General features: G+C 44.6%; 15 protein-coding genes and 1 pseudogene. 10 read left to right on the forward strand and 6 right to left on the reverse strand.

The genetic code is table 11. The features are described 5' to 3' along the window. Positions 1-29 precede the first annotated feature (29 nt). Entirely contained in the window at positions 30-896 is an 867-nt protein-coding gene (locus AB4329_RS09575; protein ID WP_065584482.1) for a transporter substrate-binding domain-containing protein, read from the reverse strand. Positions 897-1135: 239 nt separating this feature from the next. Between AB4329_RS09575 and AB4329_RS09580 the strand changes: the two genes are divergently transcribed. Further along, a complete protein-coding gene (locus AB4329_RS09580; RefSeq protein WP_017066354.1) occupies positions 1136-2650 on the forward strand; it encodes a PLP-dependent aminotransferase family protein in 1515 nt (504 codons plus the stop codon). 166 nt (positions 2651-2816) lie between these two features. Here the strand turns inward: AB4329_RS09580 and AB4329_RS09585 are convergent, their stop codons facing one another. Next, the gene (locus tag AB4329_RS09585) at positions 2817-4133 is read right to left on the reverse strand and encodes an aspartate aminotransferase family protein (protein ID WP_372138160.1); all 1317 of its coding nucleotides are present in this window, start codon (positions 4131-4133) and stop codon (positions 2817-2819) included. Between the two features lie 362 nt (positions 4134-4495). Between AB4329_RS09585 and AB4329_RS09590 the strand changes: the two genes are divergently transcribed. Together AB4329_RS09590 and AB4329_RS09595 are read left to right on the forward strand one after the other, a co-directional pair. Then, on the forward strand, positions 4496-5191 hold the full coding sequence (locus AB4329_RS09590) for a sulfite exporter TauE/SafE family protein (protein ID WP_017066352.1): 696 nt from the start codon (positions 4496-4498) through the stop codon (positions 5189-5191). A gap of 12 nt (positions 5192-5203) precedes the next feature. Next, the gene (locus AB4329_RS09595; RefSeq protein WP_017061222.1) at positions 5204-5956 is read left to right on the forward strand and encodes an SDR family NAD(P)-dependent oxidoreductase; all 753 of its coding nucleotides are present in this window, start codon (positions 5204-5206) and stop codon (positions 5954-5956) included. A 151-nt stretch (positions 5957-6107) separates the two neighbouring features. On the opposite strand, the gene AB4329_RS09600 is transcribed toward AB4329_RS09595, so the two are convergent. Next, positions 6108-8540, reverse strand: coding sequence for a response regulator (locus tag AB4329_RS09600; protein ID WP_372138153.1), 2433 nt, complete (start codon positions 8538-8540; stop codon positions 6108-6110). 88 nt (positions 8541-8628) lie between these two features. Here AB4329_RS09600 and AB4329_RS09605 point away from each other — a divergent pair, with 88 nt between their 5' ends. Beyond that, positions 8629-9387, forward strand: coding sequence for a substrate-binding periplasmic protein (locus tag AB4329_RS09605; protein ID WP_372138155.1), 759 nt, complete (start codon positions 8629-8631; stop codon positions 9385-9387). 209 nt (positions 9388-9596) lie between these two features. Here AB4329_RS09605 and AB4329_RS09610 read toward each other — a convergent pair whose 3' ends face one another. After that, a complete protein-coding gene (locus tag AB4329_RS09610) occupies positions 9597-10157 on the reverse strand; it encodes an NADAR family protein (protein ID WP_261886730.1) in 561 nt (186 codons plus the stop codon). Positions 10158-10347: 190 nt separating this feature from the next. Beyond that, positions 10348-10542 carry a hypothetical protein gene (locus AB4329_RS09615; RefSeq protein ID WP_017061218.1) on the reverse strand — a complete coding sequence of 65 codons (195 nt, stop codon included), beginning with the start codon at positions 10540-10542 and terminating at the stop codon, positions 10348-10350. Positions 10543-10760: 218 nt separating this feature from the next. Here AB4329_RS09615 and AB4329_RS09620 point away from each other — a divergent pair. Further along, positions 10761-11615 (forward strand): annotated as a pseudogene (locus tag AB4329_RS09620) (ABC transporter ATP-binding protein); the annotation flags it as partial. Then, complete coding sequence (locus AB4329_RS09625; RefSeq protein WP_102320933.1) at positions 11612-12130, forward strand: transcriptional regulator; 519 nt, start codon at positions 11612-11614, stop codon at positions 12128-12130. The pseudogene AB4329_RS09620 and the gene AB4329_RS09625, both read left to right, overlap by 4 nt. A 380-nt stretch (positions 12131-12510) precedes the next feature. Here AB4329_RS09625 and AB4329_RS09630 read toward each other — a convergent pair whose 3' ends face one another. After that, a complete protein-coding gene (locus tag AB4329_RS09630) occupies positions 12511-14490 on the reverse strand; it encodes a replication initiator protein RctB domain-containing protein (RefSeq protein ID WP_017071247.1) in 1980 nt (659 codons plus the stop codon). Between the two features lie 1260 nt (positions 14491-15750). Here AB4329_RS09630 and AB4329_RS09635 point away from each other — a divergent pair. The 4 genes from AB4329_RS09635 to AB4329_RS09650 all read left to right on the forward strand — a co-directional run bounded on the left by AB4329_RS09635 (position 15751) and on the right by AB4329_RS09650 (position 22225). Then, positions 15751-16968: a ParA family protein gene (locus tag AB4329_RS09635; RefSeq protein ID WP_017061213.1), complete on the forward strand. Its 1218-nt coding sequence runs from the start codon at positions 15751-15753 to the stop codon at positions 16966-16968. 5 nt (positions 16969-16973) lie between these two features. Then, on the forward strand, positions 16974-17948 hold the full coding sequence (locus AB4329_RS09640; RefSeq protein ID WP_017061212.1) for a ParB/RepB/Spo0J family partition protein: 975 nt from the start codon (positions 16974-16976) through the stop codon (positions 17946-17948). Between the two features lie 93 nt (positions 17949-18041). Continuing rightward, positions 18042-20135, forward strand: a complete 2094-nt coding sequence (locus tag AB4329_RS09645) for a GNAT family N-acetyltransferase (RefSeq protein WP_372138157.1) — start codon at positions 18042-18044, stop codon at positions 20133-20135. 419 nt (positions 20136-20554) lie between these two features. Next, positions 20555-22225, forward strand: coding sequence for a DUF342 domain-containing protein (locus AB4329_RS09650; protein ID WP_137001610.1), 1671 nt, complete (start codon positions 20555-20557; stop codon positions 22223-22225). Positions 22226-22296 lie beyond the last annotated feature (71 nt).

Below are 22296 nucleotides of genomic sequence, written 5' to 3' on the forward strand. Positions count from 1 at the left end.
ACTGTTTGTGTCGGCGCATGCTTATTCATCTATTGAACGGCTGTTAGCTTGTGATACTGCTCAACCGAAGTGATGGCTTCTGAAGGGAGTTGGTCGAACGATTCACCGAACCACTTCTTCTGCAACTCTGCCATTTTTCCTGTTTGCTCAAGGTGTAGGAAGAATTCCGTTAGGTAAGCCAAAAGCTCAGGATTATCTTTAGGAACTGGCCAGCTAACGAAACCTGGGCCAGAGACTGCTTCGCCTTTTTTGAATACCTTTGACTTCGACTTCACTACCTCGTTAACTGAAACCACACTGTTGATCACATAGTCTATTCGGCCGATTGCCAAGTCGGAATACGCTTCTGGGTAGGATTGATACTGCACCACTTTACCCAAAGATTTGCCTTGTGCTTCGAGCATCACTTCGAGCTCTGGAAGCCTTTCTAGCAAAGCACTGCCCGCTTGTAAGCCCACTGTTTTTCCATCTAAATCGGCTACCGTATTAATATCTTCCGCGTCAGCTCTGGTTAAGAAGTAATGCTGCGCTGAAGCGATAGGTGGAGTGAAATCAAAGGCCTTCAAGCGAGCATCGGTAATGATCGCGCCAGTTAACGCCACATCATATTGACCCGCAGATACCGAAGCGAGTAGTCCTGTCCAAGGTAAGATCTCTTGTTCGATATCGAACTTCGAATATTCACGTAACTCATCAAGCAAATCTTTGTTAATCCCCGCAGGCTTACCGCGGTCGATATAGTTGAATGGAGAGTAGTTGTCTTCTGTCGCCACTTTCATGAAGCCTTGCTTTTCGATGGCTGCAAGCTCCGATGCTTGTGCGACTCCAAAACAACCCAGTACAACTGTCGCTGCCGCTGTTGAAACCCATGCCTTCATCGTCATTCCCTGTTTCATACGCTTTCCTTATCGAGATTATTTGCCTGCCTTTACTTTATGAACGGAATGCATCGGAGACGTAGAGCCAATTTAATTTTCAGGTTGGGACAGAACGATTTTCTAGTTTGGGACAACGTAATTTTCGGGGTTGAGAGAGAGCAAAACACACTCTTAAAACATCAATATGAACTCTGGCGCATTTCTTGCTCTTTTATACAAATTGGACTGAGGTTCACTGAGAATAAGGACTGTATCTCATGGCGATAAATCACAATTGTTTCATCGAGTTTGATTCCAAAAGAAGCCTGCAAGAACAAGTACGTAGCTATTTGGTGACGGCGATATTGAATGGTATTTTTCCGGCTGAACAAGCGCTTCCGTCTTGTCGTAAGCTGTCTAGCCAATTGGGTGTTTCACGCAATACTGTCTCCTTGGTGTACGACAGTTTGCTCGACGATGGCTACCTCATCAGTAAGCCTCGCAGTGGTTATTACCTTTCAGAAAAGTATGAAAACCCGAGTGATACTATCGACGCGAGTTTGGATCATTTTGAATCAGCCGACAGCGACAATGCACCGGATTGGAGCAAACGCGTTAAGCTGCAATTGGGCCAATACCCACGCATCGTCAAACCCTCGCATTGGAGTTGTTACCAATACCCATTTATTTTTGGCCAACCCTCTATCAATGACTTCCCATTAGCTCAATGGCGAGAAGCGACAAGAAAGGTCACCTCAGACCCACATGATCACCGCTGGCTTTGCGACAAGGTCGATAAAGACGTCGACATGCTGGTCGAACAGATACGCACAAGGGTGCTCCCACAGCGCGGTATTCATGCCCAAAGTGATGAGATCCTCATAACCTTAGGTTCGCAGAATGCGCTGTATTTGATTTCGACTTTGCTCATGAACCATCAGAGTCGAGTCGGAGTCGAGAACCCCGGCTACAAAGAAGCGAATCACATCTTCAATCTCTCTGGCGCGCAGTTACACCCGCATCAAGTGGATGAACAAGGATTGAGATTCAATGAGCACTCTTCACTGTGTGATCACTTCTATGTCACGCCTAGCCATCAAGCTCCAACCGGCGTCACCATGAGTGATGAGCGTCGAACTCAGTTACTTGAAATGGCCAAAGCCAATGACGCGGTAATTATCGAAGATGACTATGACGCCGAGTGCAACGTGGAGTGGAATCCTAAACCCGCGCTAAAAGCCAATGACAAGGAAGGGAGAGTCATCTACGTCAGCAGCTTCTCTAAGCTACTGGCACCCGGCTTGAGGTTAGGCTACATCGTGGCACCTGAAGAGTTAATCTACGACCTTAGAATACTGCGTCGCTTGATGTACCGACATGCGCCAAGCCGTGTTCAGATGGAAGTAGCGCACTTTATTGAACAAGGCTACTACGACAGCTTTGTGAGGCGCTTTAGAGAAAACACTCGCCAGCGCTGGAAGCTGATCAACGATGCTGTCTTGAAGTACTTACCTGACTGCAAGCGACTGGCTCAAAGCGAGCAGGCCAACTCTCTGTGGCTACAAACGCCCAGCCACATCAATAGCCAGCGTTTAGCTTCACGAGCCGCCCAAAAGGGCATATTGATTGAGACAGGCTATTCACACTTTATGACGAATACCGAAACGGAATCGGGCTGTGAAGCATTGTCAGAATATGACCCCAATTCCTATTTTCGATTGGGCTTTCACGCCATCGACAAAGATCTGATCGCACCCGGTATCAAAGAGCTGTCAGAGGTGATGAAGATCTAGCATCACTTAAGAGCAGTTTGACCAGACTGATTTAGTGAAAGAACGTAAAAAGAGCATCAATCGATGCTCTTTTGTCGTTTCTGAAGGTTAGGTTTGGCACGTTGAAAAGAACGGGGAATTCTTTACCAAAGTGCCTTGGTTGCTGTGTTAGCTATCTTTTGAAGAATTAAGAAGCGAGTTCAAACAACACTTCATCAATGATCTTAACGCCTTTCTTTATATCGCTTGGCTGAATAACCAAAGGTGGCGCAACGTGAATACGGTTATTCACAATGAAGGTTAACAAACCTCTCTTGGTTAGTTCCGCTTTCAATTGACCCATTTTATCATTGCTCAATGGAGACTTGCTTTCACGATCTTCCACCAGCTCAACCGCCCAAAACATCCCTTTACCACGCACATCACCAATCATAGGGTGCAACTCTTGAAGGCTCAGTAGGAGCGGCCCTAAAACGCTGTTACCGACGTTATCAGCGTGTGTGACAATGCCCTCTTGCTCCATCACATCGAGCGTTGCAACGATAGAAGCCATCGCCAAAGGGTGACCAGAGTACGTTAAGCCGCCCATAAAGAAGTTTGACTTAAAGTACTCAACGATCGGTTCGCTGACCACCACGCCACCAGCCGGCACATAACCCGAGTTCACCCCTTTCGCGAAAGTAATCAGATCCGGCACTACATTAAAGTGCTCAAACGCAAACCACTTACCCGTGCGGCCAAAGCCGACCATGACTTCATCGAATATCAACTGAATGCCATGTTTGGTTGCCAGCTCACGCACGCCGATAAGGTAATCTTTGGGCGGAATGAGAAAACCAGCCGTTCCCGGAATCGTCTCTAGGATAATCGCCGCAATCGCCGTTGGTCCTTCGCATTCAATCACTCGCTCTAAATGCTGCAGGGCACGCTCACTCTCTTCTGCCTCAGTCGCCGCGTTGAATTCGCTTCGATAGAGAAATGGATTGAAGAAGTGAACGTGCCCACGGCTATACTCGTTTGGAATTCGACGAAAATCCCCCGTCGCAGCAATAGCAGTACCTGTATTGCCATGGTAAGAACGGTAAGCAGATAGCACCTTGTCGCGCCCTGTGAATTGTCGCGCCATGCGAATCGCATTTTCGTTGGCATCTGCCCCTGCATTGGTAAAGAACACCTTCTTAAACGAGCTTGGCGCTTTCGACAAGATACGCTTAGCCGCCAAACCACGAGTGAGGTTGGCGGTCGCAGGGGCAACGGTCACTAATGAATCAGCCTGATCTTTAATCGCTTTGATCACTTGTGGATGCTGATGACCAATGTTGGTGTTAACCAGTTGGCTACTAAAATCAAGGTATTCTTTACCTTCGTAGTCCCACATTTTGCATCCTTGCCCACCCGCAATGGCGATAGGCTCCGCTGCTTCTTGAATCGACCAAGAATGAAATACGCTCTTGTCGAGGTCGATAATATCTTGGTTCACAAGCTGTTCTGTTGATACTTCCATTTCATCGTCTCCATTAACAACACTAGATTCACAGCCGCTCGTGCTTGGCTCGTCTTCGAGAATGAAAGACACAAAACACGACATTGAAAAGGCTGCGCTATCGGATGGAATAATCTTCATCCCAAACAGGGCGGAGGTCATAGTGTCAGTTTCAACAAAACATTGGGCCAGTACATCAGCCCAAGTCTCATCCCCGATCCAACAAACTGCCTGACCCAATCCAATCGTCGATCTGGCTCTATTCAAAACTCTTAGGTGTGAATAGATTGAAAGGCAGACGAGACAGGTCTCATCGAACGCTAATTAACGCAGCAGCAATATCAAAAGCAAAGAGGTGAGCAAGAGTGGAATTAGGATTAGCGATGACATTGATTCTGTTTGCAGGAGTAGTTCGAGGCTATTCAGGATTTGGGTTTGCGATTATCGTAGCGCTTTCCCTCAGCTTTATTGTTCCACCATTGCAAGCGGTAACCATCGCTATCTTGTTGGACTTTTTAAGTGCCTTTCCTCTGCTCAAGCGAAGTAAAACCACCATCAATATCCGGCTTATTGCGCCGCTGTGTATTGGCATGTTGGTTGCGGTGCCTTTCTCGCTGTATTTCATTAGCACGATATCGGAATCAGGCTTGAAGGCCTTTATCGCGATGATGTCTTTGGTCGCTAGCACGCTGATTATTTTGGACTTACGCCTCACTTGGTTGCACCAACGACACGCGTTTTGGGCGGGAGCCATTTCGGGGTTTAGCATGACCACCGCTTCTTCAGGAGGTCCGCCATTAGTGACGTATTTGATGAACCTGACCATTAAAACCAGTGAACAGAGAGCCACCGCGATTGTGTTTTTTCTGCTGAGTTCAGCGATTTCACTGATCGGCTTCATATGGATTGGCGCATTTAACCAAGAATCGTTCATCACAGGTTTATGGCTATTACCGGCAGCTTTGATTGGCAATGTACTGGGGCAAAAACTGTATCTATCAGTACCGAACTTGTCTGCAAAAACAACGACCGCGCCGATTTTGATCGGCATGGCACTACTTATGTTAATTTCAAATTAGAAGGATGTATTTATGGATAAGATAGCGTTCATTACAGGGGCAACCTCTGGTTTCGGCAAAGCGGCAGCAAAACGTTTCGCAGAAGATAACTGGTCGTTAGTGCTGTCTGGTCGTCGAATCGAAAGGCTACTCGACCTAAAGGAAGAATTAACGGTGCCTGTGCATGTAATTCAACTCGACGTTCGAGACGCAGACGCCGTAAAACAAGCCATTGATTCATTACCCGCTGAATTTTCATCGATTACCGCATTGGTCAATAATGCTGGGTTAGCTTTGGCACCAGAAGGCGCGCCTGATGTGGACTTGAAAGACTGGCACACTATGATCGATACCAATGTCACAGGCTTGGTTAATGTTACTCATGCGCTGTTGCCTACGTTAATTAAAAAAGGCGCAGGAAGCTCAATCATCAATGTTGGGTCAATCGCCGGACAGTGGCCTTACCCAGGAAGCCATGTGTATGGTGCCAGCAAAGCGTTCGTAAAGCAGTTCAGTTACAACCTACGTTGTGACTTACAAGGCACAGGGGTACGAGTGACTGACCTCTCCCCTGGTATTGCAGAAACGGAATTTACTCTTGTAAGAACTAAAGGTAACCAGACGGCTTCAGACAACCTTTACCAAGGCACTACACCGTTGTCAGCAGAGGATATTGCCGAGCAGATGTTTTATATCGCAACCTTGCCAGATCACATCAACATTAACCGAGTCGAAGTGATGCCGACACGTCAAGCATGGTCTGCGTTCGCAATCGATAGAGATTAAGTTCAAACCGACACATACAAAAAAGGTGGTCTTTTCAGGCCACCTTTATCATTTCTTTCACACGATACTTCAAATATAACCAACGGCATAAAAGACTATGTCTAATTCGCCTCATTACTCTTTTAATGAAAGTAAGATTAGAGATACTCAACTAAACAATTTGCTGCTCATGTTCTTTGTTTGATTCCGTCTCTTTCGACAAGAAACTCGCTACGATCTCTCTCAGTTTGCCTTGGTTAACCGGTTTAGGTAAAAACTCATCCATGCCTACATCGAAGCACAAATGCTTGTCTCGCTGCACGACGTTGGCCGTCAGCGCAATGATTGGAATATGCTTTGCAGCCCCTTCTTCGAGCGCTCGGATCTGCTTGGTCGCTTCGAAGCCATCGAGAACCGGCATCTGACAATCCATAAAAATCATCTCGTATTCGTTGGCTTTGAATTTCTCGACACCAATTTCACCGTTGTCGGCAATATCAACCTCAAAGCCAAGCTTCTTGAGCATCATCTTGGCGACTTGTTGGTTTACTCGCGAGTCTTCAACAACTAAAACTGTACCACTAAATTCTCCGGCAACTGCGACAGGTTTTGACTCTGCTTGAATTGGAGCTTGTTTATCGGCTGGTGTGGCGTTTACAGAGACAATGGGAGCATCTTTAACAACCGCTGCAGGTTTACTTAACGGCACAGGTTCATTGTCTTTAAACGCAACCTCTCCTCTGTTCGGATAGGTAAAGACTGAAGTATCAGCCGCTCTCGCGAGTACCTCACTGATGGTCCATTTAAGCTGATTATCTTGGTAAGGACGCGCAATGTAGGCAACAAAACCGACTTGTTTAGCACGAGCTTCATCTTGCTTTCTAGGGTCAGCAGAGATCATCACTAACTTGGGACACTCGCTACCAAAGCGTTCAACTAAGCTTCTCGCCAGTTGAAAGCCATCAACGGACGGCATTACTTTGTCTATCAGAACGAGATCATAAGGTGATGACTGAGCCACAGACTCTGAAACCAACTCTAACGCTTGGTTTGCCGTTTCACAGCACTCAGACTTAACGCCAAAGGATTGAAGCTGTGTAGACGTTATACGCATGTTCAGCTGGCTATCATCCACAAGCAGAACCGAAACCTTATTGAAATCGATATTGCTTTCATCGGCTTCTAAACACGGGTCAAAGTCAGCCGTAAAATAGAAGGTACTGCCTTTACCTTCAACACTGGTGAGTTCAAGCTTGCTGCCCATCAATGTCACTATCTTCTCGCATATTGTTAGACCAAGCCCTGTGCCTCCATAAATACGTGTGGTACTGCCGTCGGCTTGTTGAAACTTATCGAACACCGATTTCTGTTTGTCTTCTGCAATACCGATACCGCTGTCGACAACCTCGAACCTCACTCTGAGTTTTTGCTCAGGCTCAACCACCTCTTCCAAACGAAGCGAGAGCGTGACGTGGCCATGCTCGGTAAATTTAATCGCGTTGCCGACCAAGTTATTTAGGACTTGTCTTAGTTGAGTACCGTCGCCAATCACCATGGTTGGGATCTTAGGGTCGATCGCTAATTGGAATCGAAGCCCTTTCTGTTCGGCTTTCACTCGAAAGGTTGATTCAACGTCGGCCGCAATGCCCATCATTTTCATCGGCTCTTGCTGAAGCTCTAGTCGCCCCGCTTCGATCTTCGAGTAATCGAGAATGTCGTTGATTAAGTCGAGCAACGTAAGCGAAGAGGTGTTGAGCATGTTGATGTACTCTTTTTGCTCTTTCGGCATATCCATTTCAGAGAGCAAAGACGACAACCCGATAATCCCATTCATTGGTGTACGGATTTCGTGACTCATATTGGCAAGAAATTCACTTTTATTGCGGTTGGCCACCTCAGCAACGTCTTTGGCTTTTTCCAGCTCTTGATATTGTTGACGAATACGTTCTACCGATCGGTTATAGCTACTCTCTAGAGTCGATATCTCATCTTTGTAAGTAGAGTGAGTTGGCGTTATAAAGCGCGGTTTGTTGTCTTCGACCTGTTGTTGGTTGATTTGGGAAGACATAGTCATCAAACGTTTTACGACAAGACGATAGACGATGGTTAAACATACGAGAGACAACAAGAAGATTTTAACGGCTTCGAAGGCGAGCAACAATAACACTCGTTCTTCAAAGTCATCTAGGATCATGCTCAAGTCTGATTGCACCGTGAGCGTCGCCAACGGGAAGTCTGTGCCGCCCATCTGGTGCACCATTTCCCAAGACTGAGAATAAGATTGGCCTTGGGTCTTTTGACCTAACTCTAGAATTTTTTCATCGGGACTTTCGATAAGAAGGTAACTGACCGAAGGGAGGCGAGAGATGCCTTCGGCTTGCACAAACAATTGCTCTCGATCTTCAACCCACAAACTTGCCGTTAAACCAGAAAGGTAGCCAGCCTTGACCTGCTCGATCTGAGAGCTGATAAAAGAAACTCGACTTTGGTACTCTACATACAACCCGAGACCTGTCACTATAACTGTGAATAAGGTACTGATCGCTATTATCATCCCGATCAACTGTCGGGAGAGTCCAACGTAGCGTTTTCCTTTTGTCACCATACACAAATTACCATTATTGTTATCCTAGCAAACTACAATTACTCAACTAGTATAATAGTAGTCATTCATCAAATAACTAGGGAAGGTTATGAAAAAACATCTTATCGTTGCATCCATAGTCAGTATGTTTTCAAACAGTTATGCTTCTGCAAGCGAACCTCTTCACTACTACATTATTGCGAGCCAAGCGCAACCTTTTCAAATCGAAACTGACGGGTCATCTCACAGAGGAATCGTTTCAGATATTGTGGAAGCCGTGTTTGATGACAGCCAATATGAGATCAACTACCACACCTACCCTTTTAACCGAATGATCGACAAGCTCGATGCGAGAGAGAACCCAAACTGGGTAACCTACGGCAGTCCAAGTTGGGGAAATATCCAATCTGTTAACCTGTCTGAAGATCCGATTTACAATGTAAAACACGTGTTACTCAGCAGCGGTAAAAAGCCGTTTGAGTTCAATACAATCGACGATCTAGACGGAAAAGCAGTGGTATTGCTGGTGGGGTTTGAATATCCAAACCTAGAGCCATACATCCAACAAGGCAAGCTCAACGAGATTCGAGTTAAAGATTACACCGCTGCGTTTCGTGTCCTGAACCGAGCACCTGGTGATACTGTGTTCGTGGAAATGGAATCACGAATCAAATACAACCTAAACGAGCAGAAGCTGAGTATTGATGACTACCAGATGCAAGAGTTCGGTTCAGTCATTAATAACTACCCTATCCATTTGGCGTTCGACCCTGAGATGGACCCTAAACTGCAAACCTTCATCAACCAACGTCTAGACCAGATGAAAGACGATGGGCAGCTCAACGACATAGTACAGAGTTACTTGTAACAACGACATCACTCATAACCCAAGCATCACCGTGTAGCTTCGGTAACGCACTTTAACTCTCTTCGATACCTAACTCGCTCTTAAACTAAAAAGGCCGCCCTGTTAAGCACACAAGCTAAACAGGGCGGCCTTTTCGATTCGTCTTTAAGGGCTAAAACAGTTTACCCGTAATTGACCGACTTAATTTAGAACAACCGTAGGTCAATGGATTAGTGTGCAGCAATCAAATGCAGTTGCTGAGTACGAAGCTGTTGACGTACTGCCATCAGAATCTTGCCTAAATGGTTCTCGCCGGTTCCATCGCCGCCATCGCCCCAAAAATGGTCTTTGTGGGAATGTTCTTTGATCACAGAATCCCCGGTATTGGTAAGAAAGAGAGCAAACTGCGGATTCTGTCTGAACTTCTCGGTGACGATGAACTGCATCACTTCAACACGAATCTCATACCAATCCTCACGAACTTGGTCTTCGTAGTCACGGCTCAAAGAGAATGCTTCAGCAGGTGTGCTCGCTTGCAGAATAGTATTGCGAAGTACTTCGCAGGAGAACTTCATGGCTTGATAATAGTGTTCGCTGGTTGCCCAAATTTGATCATCAACCTTGATGGGGCAAGCTGCAAAATTTGACAGGTATCCGTTTGGATCTTCAGGTTCATAAAATAGCACTTCTTTGGCTTGAGCCACAGAATTAGACATAGCCTTCTCCTTACCAACGACATCACATATTTTTGCTTTAACTTTAAAATTAGTGGCGTTGCATATTGCTGTCAAACAACTTGATTAAAGAGTATGCCATGGGCGTGTTTTTAGTCTTAAGTCTATGATTTCAAAAAGGGTATAGCGAAGCTGTAAACTAGAGAAGAGAATCAAACTATTGATCTTGCATAGATAAGAATTATGAAGAAGTGCTTATAAATCAAAGGGTGGCATGGTGCCACCCTTCTAAATGCAATGGGGATTATCAGTGAATAAGACCTAGCTCCCTCGCTTCTTCCAGACTCAAACCGCTTTCTCTAATTTCTCTTAGAGTCTCGATACGACGACGAGCTTCAGCAGACTTCATTTTCTTTTCTGGTTTGAAAGATACTTCTTCTTCAGCATCCCACTTGTTTGCAATATTTGTCATTTCATCATGGTTGATAGAATTAATGGACATGTTTTCCTCCGAAAAGCACCATGTAATGGACAGGTAATCTGTAGCAAATGCTTTTTCGCTTGTTAAGAAATTCTGTACTGAAGTGTGATGATTCCGACGCTTCACAAAGCTAATTAATAAATGCCTCATTTAAACTTTGCCAAAGCCATTTTCTGCAATTACATTTAAAAGATTCCCCATAAGAAATGTGGTTTGATCCAACTCTCATTTTCCCCTCTTTCAATGCAATCAAATCCGTTAGCTTTCACATAGGCTAAGGCGAGATTTTCGGCTTAGCCGGAGAATCTGGCTGCGGGAAAAGCACCTGCGCACGATTGATGACCAAGGTTTACCCTGCGACAGAGGGAGAGATACTGTTCAAAGGCAGAGACATCTCTACTCTGAAAAGCCGTAAAGATATCTTGGATTATCGCAGTCGTGTGCAAATGGTTTTTCAAGACCCCTTTGGTTCACTCAATCCCACTCACACTATTGATCACCATTTAACGCGCCCACTTAAGATCCATAAACAGGTAGCCACTAAACAGGCTCTCACAGAGCGCCTCAAAGAGTTATTAACGCTGGTGGAGTTACCCATCGAAACGCTAGCCAAATACCCGCACGAGCTCAGTGGGGGCCAAAGACAGAGGGTTAACCTAGCCAGAGCACTGGCCGTTGGCGCTGAGGTTATTCTTGCTGACGAACCCACCTCGATGTTGGACGTTTCGATTCGACTTGGCGTGTTGAACTTGATGCAAAAAATGAAGAAAGAGTTAGGCATAGGCTTTTTGTACATAACCCACGACCTTGCCACGGCACATTACATCGCTGAAGAGACGGCGGTGATGTACAAAGGGCAGATCGTCGAGTGGGGATCAACCCAGTCGATCTTGACCAATCCACAACACCCGTACACTAAGTTGTTGATCTCTGCGGTACCAGATCCCGATCTGCCATTTGGCGAACTCGTCAAAAATGAGCCAAACTATTCAATAGACGCTGATCGTATTCGAGAGCAGAGCAGTGAAATACAGCATGAAATCAAACAAGTTTCTGATAATCACTTTGTAAAACAGTGGGATAACGTTGCATGAATGAACTAGACACTTGGTTAGAGCGGATCGGAGATTGGTACAAAGACCGAAAGCATGATCAAGTGGACCGGTTAGAACCTTTGATCTTAACGCCTCCAGATGCGCTCTGGGGGCCATTGATCACGGATGAGCAGAGCAAAGGCATCGCATGTTGGCTAGACGGTTGCCTGAGAATCTTTACTTTCTATCGCCACCTCGCGGATTCATCGAATCCGGACTTGGCTTCGCAGGAGGCCAACAGCTCAAGCCATCAAGATAAAGCCTACCAATACCTAATGTTTGCCTACAGTAAGCTGCAAGCGGTGTCATGTGACCCAAAATCAGAAGCAGGATTGCAAGAGTGGTGTACACAGCGGCTACAACACTTGTGTGTATTGGCTTTGGAGTTTACGAACCAACAGCAAGAACCACGTTGGAAAGCAGAGTCTGAAAAATTGATCGAGTCGCATGTACGCTTTATGGCAACCCATCCCCGAAACGATGATCAAGGAATTATTCAACGCCATCTCCACTGATCAAGCCCTTCTCGATCAAGCATCAAATCAGAATCTCACCAGAGCTAGATCCGTAGAAAGCATGATCGAGCCTTGATCATGCTTCGGCGTTTAACTCTGTAAGCTATTGAATTTTAATGATTGACTGAATTTTAGGCAAAAAAAAGCGAGTCCCTTGGGAACTCGCAAAAATCTATTCAGTATGATGTAACAAAATATGAGCCAATCTATTAATCACAAGAAAGGACAAAGGTTGTCTATTCGGGATAAATAATAATCAACTAGATGCGCTACTTTGTCATCACTTTGTCAGCGTTAGGTGCGATTTTAATCAGCACCTAATGTGTTCAAAACTATCCATTCAGCGACGGTAAAACAGGCTTATCGCGATAGGATAATGACTAGTGGCCAATCGCCATTTCATCGAGCGCAAGGAACACGTTTTCGTCTAAATGACCTTCATGAACTTGTTTACACACTTTACGACGCACCGCTAAACCAGAGATCAAACGTTCAATGGACAGATGTCGATTGCTGGTGCTATCTCGGTCGTTATATAGCTCAATCAAGCGACTCAGTGTTTCGTATGGGATAACGTCCTCCCCTACTCTCAACCAATCAAGCTTCTCAATGAGCTCTGAGCACTCTTCTTTGATTGAGGCATGTGAGTGCCCTGTCATAGCAGATAAAGCCGTTATGCTGCGTTCTAGAGCCTCTGCAGAGGTATATTTAGAGAGAGTAATCATGATCTCGTCAGCGTTGATCTCAACAGAGTGTTTACGCTGCTTAACTCGACGTCCCAATTTGCCTCTTGGCGACGGTGCTTTACGCTGAATGGGTTCAAACTCACCATCGATAATCTCAGACAGCTCTTCCAGTTTCTGCTTAGACACCATTTCGTTACGAAGTGGGTTCGGCAGCGTTGGTGCCATATTACGCTTACCTGCGTTAGTGGTACGCGCTCTTGAGTAACGTAATACTTCTTCCACATTACATTTGATATCTACCTGATAATCGGTCGTTTTCCCTTTTTCGATCAACGCGGTGATCGTCAAGTGATAACCCCAAAGATTAACCAGGAAGGTATCTTCTTGATCCCCGACTTCACCCAGCTTTCTGAGCTCGCGGATCAGATCCATCGAGAAACGACGCCAATCGATGTTACGCGCCAATTTCTGGTTGAGCTCACTGAGCAACATGCTATCTGAATGGCGACGTGCCATGCGGCTTCTAAAGTACGAATACATTTGGAAGACCAAGGTATGTTGCTTCAGGATTTCTGGCGGAAATAGGAAGAAATAGTCACGCGTCAGCAGCTCTTCGTAGAACGAAGGCTCCCAAACCAGGATGTATAGGTTCGGTTTAATGCGAATTTCGCCGTCAGAGCCTTCTGTAGGCGCTTCTTCCGATGCGGTAATGGTTCTAGCTAAGAATCGGAAACGATCACTCTTAAAGCCTTCTGGCATGTTCTCACTAAGCCAACGGCCTGTAAGCTCGTGCAGTTGGAAATCCGTGAATTCGATACGATCAATACTGTCGCGGATAGAATCACGTGCAGGGCCGCTGTCTTTCTTGCCACGTAAAGACAAAATATCAGTGATGTAGAGTGGTGTTTTGTTTGGCGTGTGTTTCGCGTCTAGATGGTAATCATCTTGGTGATGATCATGATATTGAACGGTGAGAGTGAATAACGCGAATAGCGTCATCAGATCGTCAACGGTCATGATATTTTTAGAAGATCGTGTCTCGATCACAGCGCGAGTGCCAGAGATCGAAACCATGGATTTCTGGTAGCTCTTACGAGTTCTAGGTGGCGCTAACGCTTGATCAATAATCCCCGCCCAATTGGTTGGCGAAACAATGAATTGATCCGCTTCATCTTTCATCGTTGGTGGGGTATTCAACCCATGTTCATTCAGTAAGCGCTTGTTTACTTTGGTTTGAGCTAGGGCTTTAGAGCGCTTTTGCTTTTCATTTTGCTTCACGCTTTCTGTCACTAAGCTGGTGGCACCCAGCACCGATATCAATTGGTTTGGGTTCACAAAGCGATGCAACATGGTTTTACCAGCAAGGCCTTCTTCAAAGCGAACGGGGATTTGTTTGAACAATCCGATATTAACTGCAGCTCTCAGCCTTTGCTGTAAGGCTGCGCGAGTGACTTGACCATCGGTTGATTCAATAATCTCAGTGGTGGAAACGTACCCGTCTTTACTGCTAAACCCACGAAGTGAAATTAGGTTAAGAAGCTCAACTATGCTTTTGGTGACACCTTTGAAGTGTTGATATTGTTCTATCCATTCAACGGCTGTTTCAGATACCTCAAATAAATGACCATCTTTGTGGCTTCGTGCCTTAATTAACAATTTCTCTTCTGGTTTCATTTTTGATCCGTATCACACTAACCGTAATTTCACTATAGTTCCTGAATGATAAAGAAAGAATGATCATAAATAAAGAGAATTTATTGGCTTTTAAATAACTGATCTTTTTGATTAATATGATCTTAAATGATTAAGTGATCTAATGATCTGGACGTAACTTTGCTTATAAGTGGCTGAATTTAAAGCATTAAAATAAATCACCTTGGAAAGCATGATCATAAAGGTTCCGAAACTATGATCATTAAACTTAAGAAAGCATGATCACAGAACATCAGAACGATGATCATTAAGTCATTGTAAGCATGATCATTATTGGTTCGAAAGCATGATCATTATACTTATACAGCTTATCCACAGATCGGAATTCAACATCGGTTTCTAAGTCGCTTTTGACTTGTCTAAGTGGACACTTGTGGTGGCCAATCTATCGGAACAATGATCAAGAGAGCATACTTTTTTATCGTTCCTACCCTATTGAGTGCAAAATTTAGTCTGTATCCGCTGGAAATGGATTGCTTTGATGTATTTAGAGCGGGTGGGTCTTAACTAGGAAGCATGATCATGAAATTGTCATGTTTGTGTATTCTTGGTCTGTGTCGATTGAATTTTCAATCATTGAGCCCTTATAGGCGTTGAATCCCCATTCCAAAAGCATTTGCCCGTAACTTAGTTCATAAATTACATGCTTCCGGAACTATGTTTACTTGATCATTTTTCCGGAGGTTGATCATTTTCAATGTGCAGTTGCTCGGATCAATATTGCTCAGTTTACGCCTTGATCATGCTTCATAATTTGGCGTTATCAATTATCTTACACTGGATGTGCTCCATGATCATTCTTCCGGTTAGGTTCCAATCCTCTGTTGTTTTTTGACACCCCATCTTCTCTTCTGTTTTGAATTTTTTGGTCATTGAGTGTTTTTTAATTTTTATTGGATTGAAAATCTATAAATTCGAATGCAAATCACACCAACCGTAATCTACGGTTGTATTTCAATCGTTCCGAAGGTTTTTCGTTGAAATTCCATTTACATTGTAAATAAGTGATGCTGTAACATTTAAAATGTAGACTAGAAATAGCATGGTTATACATGATAGAAACAGTCATTTTTGTGTTTGTCTAAGGCGATGTTTCATCAAATTGTAAAAACGCGGTCTATTTTATGTGATTTTACTCATAAATGTATGTTCATGTTTTTGTTGTGTTTGTTGTTAATCGCTGTACAATTTGTACTTAGTTAATCATTACGGAAACTGGCAATGAAAAGAGAACAAACGATTGATAAGCTCTATCAGCTAGCCGAACAAACTCAACAAGTTCAGGCTGACCGAATTGAGATTATTTTGGAAGAGCGAAGTGATGAACATTTCCCTCCAATGTCTAAAGCTATGATGGAGACTCGTTCTGGTTTAACGCGTCGTAAGCTCGATGAAGCGATCACTAAACTTGAAGCTGATGGCCATCAGTTCACAAAGAACAACGCTAATCATTACTCGATTTCATTGACAGAAGCTCACATGTTGATGGACGCGGCAGAAGTGCCGAAGTTCCATGAACGTAAGCAGCACGCTGACAATAAGCCATGGATTATCAACGTACAAAACCAGAAGGGTGGTACGGGTAAATCAATGACAGCAGTTCACTTAGCCGCTTGTTTGTCTCTGAATTTGGATAAGCGCTACCGTATCTGTCTGATTGACTTGGACCCACAGGGCTCTTTGCGTCTGTTCCTAAATCCACAAATTAGTGGGGCAGAGCACGACAGCATCTATTCTGCCGTCGATATCATGTTGGACAATGTGCCTGAAGGCCAAGATGTCGATCTAGAGTTTCTTCGTAAGAACGTACTATTGCCAACTCAGTATCCAAACCTGAAGACAATTTCTGCTTTCCCAGAAGATGCGATGTTTAACGCTGAAGCGTGGCAAAGCCTTTCACAAGATCAGTCACTTGATATTGTTCGTCTGTTAAAAGAGAAGCTTATCGACAAAATCGCCGATGACTTCGATGTGATTATGATTGATACCGGCCCGCACGTTGACCCTCTAGTATGGAATGCAATGTACGCGTCGAACGCACTTCTGATTCCATGTGCAGCTAAGCGTTTGGATTGGGCTTCAACGGTTAACTTCTTCCAGCACTTACCAACGGTTTACGAAATGTTCCCGGATGACTGGAAAGGGCTCGAATTTGTTCGTCTAATGCCAACCATGTTTGAAGACGACAACAAGAAACAGGTGTCAGTTCTGACTGAAATGAACTACCTGTTGAATGACCAAGTAATGATGGCAACCATTCCAAGAAGCCGTGCTTTTGAAACCTGTGCCGACACTTACAGCACGGTTTTCGATCTAACGGTGAGCGACTTTGAGGGCGGTAAGAAAACTCTAGCTGTTGCTCAAGACGCAGTACAAAAAAGTGCTCTAGAATTAGAGCGCGTATTACATAGCAACTGGCCTTCACTTAATCAGGGATAACAACAATGGCAATTAAAACATCTGACTTAAATGCAAAGCTATTTGGTAAAGCAAACAAACGTCGCGTAGCAACACCACAAGAAGCGCAAACAGCGGCAAAAGAACAGGCTCAAGTGATTGAGCTTTCTGTTGCTGGCGAAGATTTGGTTTCATTTGAATTGGTTCGAATTCCTGCGGCTGAAGTGGCAACTCGAACGGTTGTTTTTGAAGAGAATGCTCGTGAGCAATCTTTCTTAAACGAGCATGCGCTTTCTGATGTTCTTACAACATTGAAAGAACGTGGTCAGCAATACCCAGCAGTTGGTCGTAAGAACAAAGACGGTAAAATTGAAGTTCTTGATGGTAGCCGTCGTCGTATGTCATGTATTTTGGCTGACAAAGAGTTCCTAATCTATGTTGCTGAAAACATTAACGGCGAACACGCTAAATTCCTATCAGACGTAGCTAACGCTCATAAACCGCTTTCTCTTTATGAGAAGGGCAAAGAGATGCAAGCGAAGCTAGATAAAGGCGAAGCTGAAGACCAGAAAGCACTGGCGAAAATGTTCCAGTGCAGTGAAGCTTTGGTGAGTGGTGCATTGAAAGCAGCCGCTTTACCACTTGAATTGCTACAAGCTTACCCAAATGTGAGCGACCTTGGTCGTCCAACCATTGTTAAACTGCACAAGCAGTTTGGTGGATTGACGAGTGAACAGCAGCAAACACTGCTGACTAAGTGTGATGCTTCTGAAGGTTTTGTATGGCAGCGTAGCGAAGCACAAGGCGTAACTCGTCTAACCAAAGACGTGACCGAAACATTGGAAGGTTGGATTCTTGAATTGGCGCCAGCGCCAGCGAAGAAAGCTTCTCCAAAAGTTGAGCTTATTAAGGGCCGCGTATCATACAGCCGCAAGGGTTCAAACTTGGCGTTGAACCTTAAGAAAGTTGATGACGCAACAATGGAAGAAATCCTCGCCTTCGTACAATCGAAGCTCGACTAAGTCGACGACTTTTCATTACTCCTCTAAAGCCGCTTTATGCGGCTTTTTATTTGGCTGTGATAAACTGTGTTTAGATGAATCTGGACGCTAACTATGACAAACCCAACCAACACTTTTCTACATACACTTTCTAATATTGCTCAGCATAACGATCACCGTTACGGCGTGGTCTTTGATGGCGATTTTGATTGGCAAAACTCTGCTGTTTTTTCTTTCCTTCAAGACTCACACAGTCCGAGCATCTTCCAGATTGGCGGTACGCCATTTGAAGGTGTGATTCATGCTCCAGTAAAAAAAGGCCAACAACTGCTTGGTCGTGAGTGTCAGGTTCTTGTTTGTGATTTTAGAGAGCAGTTCGATGCGAATGGTTTTAGTGCCGCGTTGGGTTCGTTAGTTGGTGGTGGGCTGTTGTTGGTGTTGCCGCCAAAAGTTAATGCCTCTGAAGATAGTGAAAGCTTTGGTCAACGTTGGTTAAAACGTCATTTCGATAAACTGATGTCTGTTTCACAACACAATGAAGCCTGCGATGTAGTTCAAGCAACTCACGTTCTTCCTCAGATGCAAAGCGCCCAAAACGGATTGGATAAATTTGAACAGCAAAACACGGCTGTTGAATTAGTCAAAAAAGTGGTGTCTGGACACCGTAAACGTCCTTTGATTCTCACTGCGGATAGAGGGCGTGGTAAAAGTTCGACATTGGGTATTGCCGCTGCGCAGCTGTTAGTTGAGCGTCACGGGTTTAATATTGTTGTTACCGCACCTTCAGTGAAAGCGGTAGAGCCGGTATTTTCCCATGCTAGCCAAGGGTTGGAATCTTGCGAAGTGGTAAACGCTACTCACATTCGTCATCAAGGTGGCAGTTTAAGATTCGTCGCAACAGATGAATTACTTAAATCTAAGCCTGATTGCGATCTGTTATTGGTTGACGAAGCAGCTGCAATTCCAATTCCGATGCTTAAATCCATGGTCGACATCTATCACCGTATGGTCTTTTCAACCACGGTACATGGTTACGAAGGCAGTGGGCGAGGGTTCGGTATTAAGTTTGAGTCTTGGCTTTCTGAGCATCGTCCGGGGTGGAAAGGCTTTAAGCTCGAACAACCGATTCGTTGGAATAACAAAGATCCGCTAGAGGATTGGTTGTTTGATTGCTTTCTACTTGGTAATGACGCATCAGTCACTGAATCGGCGGTTGATGAACTCGATGGCTTTTCTGCTGACGCAATCAAAAAATTAAACTTAGTCGAGTTATCAAAAGCAGAATGTTTGGCTAATCCTGAGCAGCTACAACAATGTTTTTCTCTTCTTGTGGATGCGCACTATCAGACCTCGCCTAATGACTTAATGCAGTTTCTCAACAATCCAGCAATCCGTTTATACGCCGCTTGGCAGCAAGGTGAATGTTTAGGTTGTATGTTGGTGACGGAAGAGGGTGGTTTGGACAGCGAGTTGATTACTCAAATTCAACTTGGAAAACGCAGGCCTCAAGGTCACCTTGCTCCAGTATTACTGGCAAACCAACTTGGCTGTACTCATGCGGCGAGCAGTCGTTGCCTTCGAGTGATGCGCATTGCTGTTTCAGCGCGTCATCAAGGTTTGGGTATTGGCCGTTGGATGTTGGCTCAGTTATCACAGCAAACCAGCCAAGCAGATTATCTCGCGACAAGTTTTGGCGCGACCAGCGAATTGATTTCTTTTTGGCGTGGTAGTGAATTTGAAGCTGTGCACATCGGCCACCAGCGAGATCAGGCCAGTGGCTGTCACTCGGTTCTGATGGTTAAGGCGCTTAACTCAAACTCTCAAGGCTGGATAAGCCAAGTTCAAAATCACTTCGAGCGTAGCTACTGTTTTCTTGTTTCAGGTTCTTTGGTTTCACTTGAAACCGATATGGTACGAGCGCTGCTGCCAAAGAGTGTTCACACTGTTAGCGAGTTTGAAACTCAGTTAGTTAGAAATCACGTGAACGGTGGCAACAGTTATGATGCGATCAGCTTCAGCGTACTGAACTTGATTCTACTCAGCAACGATCGAAACATAGGTATTTCTGACTTACTCATCGCAAAGGTTGTTCAGCAGAAAGAGTGGGGGACTTGTGTCGAACAGTTTAATCTTGTTGGTCGAAAACAAGCAGAGATTCAGTTTCGTAAAGATGTCGATGTTTTGCTAGCAAATTTACAGTGTAAATAGGCTAGCCATCATTTAAATAGACTGACCGCTACAAATTAGATTTACAGTGTAAATTAGAATCTTGGATTTACACTGTAAACTGAAGCTCCATATTCAAATCCGTTTTTGCCCTGATTATCTGTTACATCACTTCTGTTTCATCTCTCCACTACAGCCTTTAATCTTCTAAAGCTATTCGCCTTTACTATCTAGCCCTACATCGAATCAACATTCAATCGCACGAAATATTCTGAAAAAATTTTCCTATGTATTTGTAAAGGCGAAGCAGATCATAAAATGTGTAAGTCTTATTTATGAGTCATGTTTGCAGAATCGAAAGTAAGTGATGTGACGCTGATTATTCTAATAATGTGATACTCAGCGCAGAATTAATTATATAGACTGAATAACAACTGAGTCATTAGGGATACTCAATTCGAATGTGGGATAACATCGTTACATTGTCGGAAGACAAGCAACAAGTAATGGCATGTCTGCCAACCGGGACTGTGGTTGACGCAAGCTTTGATAACAAGACGCTGCCACCAACCTTGGAAGCTTTGAATGCATCAAACTATTTTCTTTTCGAAGAAGAGGTGTTGCGTTTCGTTACTCTTGCTAAAGAAGGTAAGGGTGAAGCTTATGAAGGAATCTTGATTGCCGAAGTTCGAAATGCCACTGTTGCGGTCGAACTGTCTGATGATGAGATGTTGGCGAGCCTCGTGGTCACTGGTCCCTACAATGGACACCCACTGCGTGGCAGCGACATCATTCATTGTTTATCTCAAGCTCAAATAACAAAAGGAATAAATAAGTTAGCGCTCAGAAAAGTTCTGATGATGAGTAGCAAACTTAAGCCCGGCGAAAAGTTTACTCAGCCAGCCGCTAAAGGGACACAACCAGTAAAAGGTAAAGACGCTAAGTTTGCCGCTTTGGTTGAAGATATTACTCGTCAAGTATTGAAGCCTCGCAGTAAAGACGAAGGCAAGATTGATATGCGAGACTTGGGACAAACCATTACCGTTGGTCAAAATGATCACTTAATGAAACGAACCCCCGCTACCAAAGGCATCGCTGGCTTTACCGTTCAAGGCCGAATTATCCCACCGCTTCCTGGACAAGACAGTTTAATCAAGCCTGGAAAGGGCACTTACATCTCCCCTGAAGATCCCAATTTACTACTCGCCTCACACCCTGGATTGCCCATCATTAAAGACCGAACCATCGAAGTGGATGACGCCTTATGTGTCAGCAACGTCGATGTCTCAACTGGGCACGTTAAATTTAAAGGTAATGTCTTTGTCTCTGGCAACATCGAGCCGGGGATGATCGTCAAGGCGACCGGAAGTGTTACGGTTGGTGGCTTTATCGAATCGGCCGAAGTGCAAGCTCAGGGGGATATCAAAGTCGCCAAAGGCATTATCGGCCACACGACCAAAGAGGGTGAGCCAAAAAGTTGTAAGGTATTCAGTAAAGGCTCTATCACAGCAAGCTACGCACAGAATGCTGAGCTACAAACGGCCAACGACCTTCGACTTGGTGTACACAGTATGAGTAATGACATTCGCTGTGGTAACAACCTTATCGTGATGGACAGTTTGAAAAAACACGGCACGCTAAGCGGTGGTGAAGCCAAAGTTGGCGGAAAAGTAGAATGTGTCTTCTTAGGTGTTGAGGGAGACACCGCAACTAAGGTACATGGTTTTGCGCGCTACGATGGTTACCGCCAAAAGATAGCCGAGCTGAAGGGAACTTATAAACACACTCAAGAGCAAACCATGGGTGTGATTCGCCAAGAGTTAGAATTTAAGAAGCGCCCGAAAGCAGAGAGAAGCGAAGAGCAAGCCCTAGAAATAGAGCAGCAACGTGAGAAGAATAACCTCGCAATAGAAAACACAAAGTCGCAGCTAGATACACTCGAAGCGGAGTTTGCAACCAACCTTGCTGAATGCACTGTAGAGGTACACGAAAAAGTGTATACCCGAGTGACGATTCAATTTGGTGATGAGACAGTCACAACCAAGCGGACCCACGGCGGAAGTGTTTTCTCATTCAACCAATACGAGATCCAATGTTCGTTTAAGATGGAGCAAGAGGATATTGCTTTGTAGGCTTTGTGTTGAATATAAGTGATGTATGGTTAAGGTGCCGATACTGACAAATAAAAAAGGTTCATCGCGGA

It is taken from the genome of Vibrio sp. 10N.261.54.A5 (assembly GCF_041471145.1).
GTDB classification, from domain to species: domain Bacteria; phylum Pseudomonadota; class Gammaproteobacteria; order Enterobacterales; family Vibrionaceae; genus Vibrio; species Vibrio crassostreae_C.

What these genes read in the sequence shown, in the direction of transcription:
- AB4329_RS09575 (WP_065584482.1), bottom strand. Translation starts at nt 896, where the DNA reads ATGAAACAGGGAATGACGATGAAGGCATGGGTTTCAACAGCGGCAGCG.
- AB4329_RS09580 (WP_017066354.1), top strand. Translation starts at nt 1,136, where the DNA reads ATGGCGATAAATCACAATTGTTTCATCGAGTTTGATTCCAAAAGAAGC.
- AB4329_RS09585 (WP_372138160.1), bottom strand. Translation starts at nt 4,133, where the DNA reads ATGGAAGTATCAACAGAACAGCTTGTGAACCAAGATATTATCGACCTC.
- AB4329_RS09590 (WP_017066352.1), top strand. Translation starts at nt 4,496, where the DNA reads ATGACATTGATTCTGTTTGCAGGAGTAGTTCGAGGCTATTCAGGATTT.
- AB4329_RS09595 (WP_017061222.1), top strand. Translation starts at nt 5,204, where the DNA reads ATGGATAAGATAGCGTTCATTACAGGGGCAACCTCTGGTTTCGGCAAA.
- AB4329_RS09600 (WP_372138153.1), bottom strand. Translation starts at nt 8,540, where the DNA reads ATGGTGACAAAAGGAAAACGCTACGTTGGACTCTCCCGACAGTTGATC.
- AB4329_RS09605 (WP_372138155.1), top strand. Translation starts at nt 8,629, where the DNA reads ATGAAAAAACATCTTATCGTTGCATCCATAGTCAGTATGTTTTCAAAC.
- AB4329_RS09615 (WP_017061218.1), bottom strand. Translation starts at nt 10,542, where the DNA reads ATGTCCATTAATTCTATCAACCATGATGAAATGACAAATATTGCAAAC.
- AB4329_RS09625 (WP_102320933.1), top strand. Translation starts at nt 11,612, where the DNA reads ATGAATGAACTAGACACTTGGTTAGAGCGGATCGGAGATTGGTACAAA.
- AB4329_RS09630 (WP_017071247.1), bottom strand. Translation starts at nt 14,490, where the DNA reads ATGAAACCAGAAGAGAAATTGTTAATTAAGGCACGAAGCCACAAAGAT.
- AB4329_RS09635 (WP_017061213.1), top strand. Translation starts at nt 15,751, where the DNA reads ATGAAAAGAGAACAAACGATTGATAAGCTCTATCAGCTAGCCGAACAA.
- AB4329_RS09640 (WP_017061212.1), top strand. Translation starts at nt 16,974, where the DNA reads ATGGCAATTAAAACATCTGACTTAAATGCAAAGCTATTTGGTAAAGCA.
- AB4329_RS09645 (WP_372138157.1), top strand. Translation starts at nt 18,042, where the DNA reads ATGACAAACCCAACCAACACTTTTCTACATACACTTTCTAATATTGCT.
- AB4329_RS09650 (WP_137001610.1), top strand. Translation starts at nt 20,555, where the DNA reads ATGTGGGATAACATCGTTACATTGTCGGAAGACAAGCAACAAGTAATG.